The sequence below is a fragment of the Amycolatopsis sp. NPDC003861 genome, assembly GCF_053605405.1.
On record NZ_JBSGJD010000457.1, the window covers coordinates 1 to 3,513 of the forward strand.

Annotated in this window: 3 protein-coding genes and 1 pseudogene; all 4 read left to right on the forward strand. The window is 72.6% G+C overall.

The window, feature by feature from the left end:
* Positions 1-198 precede the first annotated feature (198 nt).
* Positions 199-1,356 (forward strand): CaiB/BaiF CoA transferase family protein, encoded by a 1,158-nt coding sequence (locus tag ACWEVN_RS47170; protein ID WP_452055617.1) that lies wholly within the window; start codon positions 199-201, stop codon positions 1,354-1,356.
* Positions 1,349-2,143 carry a citryl-CoA lyase gene (locus ACWEVN_RS47175; protein ID WP_452055618.1) on the forward strand — a complete coding sequence of 265 codons (795 nt, stop codon included), beginning with the start codon at positions 1,349-1,351 and terminating at the stop codon, positions 2,141-2,143. Before ACWEVN_RS47170 ends, ACWEVN_RS47175 begins: the two co-directional genes overlap by 8 nt.
* An 11-nt stretch (positions 2,144-2,154) precedes the next feature.
* Positions 2,155-3,015: a dioxygenase family protein gene (locus ACWEVN_RS47180; protein ID WP_452055619.1), complete on the forward strand. Its 861-nt coding sequence runs from the start codon at positions 2,155-2,157 to the stop codon at positions 3,013-3,015.
* Positions 3,016-3,021: 6 nt separating this feature from the next.
* Positions 3,022-3,513, forward strand: a pseudogene (locus tag ACWEVN_RS47185) (quinone oxidoreductase family protein); the annotation flags it as partial.

The window sequence follows — 3,513 nt, forward strand, 5'->3', positions numbered from 1 at the left end:
GATGCTGTGGTGGCCATGCCTCGACGAGCCAGTCAGTGTCTGTGAGGTCCTGAGACATCAACTGTCGGCGATGTCCTGAGACTCAACAGCGGGTTAGAACGCGCCTTACCACTCACGAGGCTCCTTGACCGCGGACCGCCGCTGTCGCAGACTGGCGGACAAGCGTCCGTCTGACGGACAGAAAGCGAGGAGCTGGTCTTGGAAACCCCCACCGGCCCGCTGTCCGGGCTGCTGGTCGCGGACTTCTCCCGGGTGCTGGCCGGCCCGTACGCCACCATGCTGCTGGCGGACCTGGGCGCCGACGTCGTCAAGGTCGAGGGGCCGCAGGGCGACGAGACGCGCACCTGGATGCCGCCGGTGCGCGGGGACGTCTCGACCTACTACCTCGGCGTCAACCGCGGGAAGCGCTCCATCGCGCTGGACCTGCGTGAGGAGGCCGACGCCGTCGTCGCCCGCGAGCTCGCCGCCCGCGCGGACGTGCTGATCGAGAACTTCAAGCCCGGCGGCCTGGCCAAGTACGGCCTGGACTACGACACCGTCCGCCGGGCCAACCCCGGCAGCGTCTACGCCTCCATCAGCGGGTTCGGGGCGGGCGAAGGCGCGCACGTGCCCGGCTACGACCTGATGGTGCAGGCGATCTCCGGCCTGATGAGCCTGACCGGCGCCCCGGACGGCCCGCCGTACCGGGCCGGGATCTCGGTGTTCGACGTCATGGCCGGCAACCACGCGGTGATCGGCATCCTGGCCGCGCTGCGCCACCGCGACCGCACCGGCGAGGGCCAGCACGTCGAGGTCAACCTGCTCTCCTCGGCGCTGACCGGGCTGGTCAACCACAGCTCGGCCTACGCCGCCGGCGGGGTGGTGCCCTACCGGATGGGCAACGCCCACCCCAGCGTCTTCCCCTACGAGCCGCTGCCGACGGCCGACGCCGACCTGATCGTCGCCGCGGCCAACGACGGGCAGTTCCGGCGGCTGTGCGAGGTCCTCGACCTGCCCGGCGTCCCGGACGACCCGCGGTTCGCCCGCAACGCCGACCGCACGAAGAACCGCGAGGAGCTGCGGCCGATCCTGGTCGAGCGGCTGGCGACACGCGGTGCGGTGGACTGGTTCGACGCGCTGACGAAGGTCGGTGTCCCGTGTGGACCGATCAACACGATCGACGGCGGGTTCGCGATGGCCGAACGCTTCGGGCTGGACCCGATCGTCGAGGTCGGCGCGGGTGACCGCGCGGTCCCGACCACCCGCCACCCCATCCGGTTCTCCGCGACCCCGGCCGGCTACCGGCTGCCGCCACCGGAGCTCGACGAGCACGGGGCCGAACTGCGCGCCTGGCTGACGGAGGCCGCCGATGGCTGACCCGGTCTACGAAACCGCCCTCGGTGCGTCCACGAAGGACACGATCACCCTGCTCGGCCACGACCTGGCCGAGGACGTCATGGGCACGGTCGGCTTCGGCGAGCTGGCCTTCTGGCTGGCCACCCAGCGACGTCCGGCCAAGGGCGAAACCCGGGTCTTCGAGGCGGTGCTGGCCGCCTTGGCCGACCACGGCTTCACCCCGACCGCGATCGTCACCCGGCTGACGTACCTGTCCGCGCCGGACTCGGTCCAGGGCGCCCTGGCGGCCGGCCTGCTGGGCGGCGGGTCGCGCTTCCTCGGCGTCACCGAGGACTGCGGCCGGTTCCTGCACGACGTCTTGTCCACAGTGGACACCCTGCCGGACGACGACGGCGGCTGGGACGCGCTCGCGCTCGAAACCGTCGAAAAGCGCCAGGCGGACAAGAAGTTCGTCCCCGGGCTCGGCCACCACGTGCACAAGGACGGCGACCCGCGGACCGCGCGGCTGTTCGCCATCGCCGAGGAGGAAGGCCTGCGCGGCCCGCACCTGGAGCTGTTCGCCGCGATCGGCCGGGTCCACCCGCGGGTGCTGGGCAAAACCCTGCCGCTCAACGGGGCCGGCGTCTGCGGTGCCGCGCTCGCCGACCTCGGGCTGCCCCTCGAGCTGCTGCGCGGGTTCGCGTTGCTGGCCCGGACGGCCGGGCTGATCGGCCAGCTCGCCGAGGAACTGCGCCACCCCGTCGCCCACGACATCTTCCTGTCCGTCGACTTGAACAACCGGTCGGTCCCGCCGGATCCGCACGCGTGAGAGGAACGCCGATGCAGCTGGTCACCGAGGACAACATCACCGAGCTCGCCGCGCAGCGCTGGGCGAGCGCGCACGACCCGCGGACGGCGGAGGTGCTGGCGGCGCTCGTGCGTCACCTGCACGCCTTCGCCCGCGAAGTGCGGCTGAGCGAGCCCGAGTGGATGGCCGCGATGCGGTGGCTGACCGAAACCGGGCGGATCAGCGACGAGAAGCGGGAGGAGTTCATCCTCGCCTCCGACGTGCTCGGACTGAGCATGCTGGTGGTGCAGATGAACCACGCCTTCGGCGCGAAGGCGACCCCGGCCACCGTGCTCGGTCCGTTCCACATCGACGGCTCGCCCGAGAAGGACTTCGGCGGCGACATGTCCGACGGTCTGCCCGGCACGCCGCTCTACATCACCGGCGCGGTCCTCGACCTCGACGGCACGCCCGTCACCGGCGCGGTGCTCGACGTGTGGCAGGCCGACGAAGACGGCGCGTACGAGTCGCAGATCCCGGACATCGACGAAGCCCGCCTGCGCGCCAAGTACACCAGCCGCGCCGACGGGACCTACTGCGTGCGGACCATCGCGCCGAAGGGCTATTCGATCCCGATGGACGGCCCGGTCGGCGCGCTGATCCGCGGCACCGACATCAGTCACTTCCGGCCCGCGCACGTGCACTTCCTGATCAACGCCGCCGGGTACGAGCCGCTGATCACCCACCTGTTCCAGGAGGGCGCGCAGTACCTGGACAGCGACGTCGTGTTCGGCACCAAGCAGGAACTGGTGGTCGCCTTCGAGGAACGCGCTCCCGGGCCGACGCCGGACGGCGGCGAATCGGAACAGCCGTGGCTCGAGGCGCGCTACGACTTCGTCCTGCAGCCGGTGTGAGGGCCGGTGCGCGCGGCGGAGATCCGGGCGGCCGGGCAGCCGCCGGTGGTGACCGACCGGGCCGAGCCCTCCCCCGGGCCCGGTGAGGTCGCCGTCCGCGTGACGGCGGCGCCGATCACCCCGCTCGACCTGCTGTGCGCGTCCGGCACGTCGTACTTCGGCGTGCCGGCCACCCCGTACGTGCCGGGCGTGCAGGGCGTGGGCGAGCTGGCGGGGACGCCGGTCTGGTTCGCCACGGCGGCGGGCATGCGGCCCGGGGACGGCAGCATGGCCGAGTACGCCGTGGCCGCGTCCGGCGACGTCGTCGTCCTGCCGGAGGGAGCCGATCCCGCGCTGGTCGCGGCGCTCGGGCTGTCGGCGGTCGCGGCGTGGCGGTGCCTGACGGCCACGGGCGGACTCGCCGCGGGCGAGACCGTGCTGGTGCTCGGCGCGGGCGGGGTGGTCGGGCAGTCGGCCGTCCAGCTGGCGCGGGTGGCCGGGGTCGCCGTGGCCGTCAGG

What these genes read in the sequence shown, in the direction of transcription:
- ACWEVN_RS47175 (WP_452055618.1), top strand. Translation starts at nt 1,349, where the DNA reads ATGGCTGACCCGGTCTACGAAACCGCCCTCGGTGCGTCCACGAAGGAC.
- ACWEVN_RS47180 (WP_452055619.1), top strand. Translation starts at nt 2,155, where the DNA reads ATGCAGCTGGTCACCGAGGACAACATCACCGAGCTCGCCGCGCAGCGC.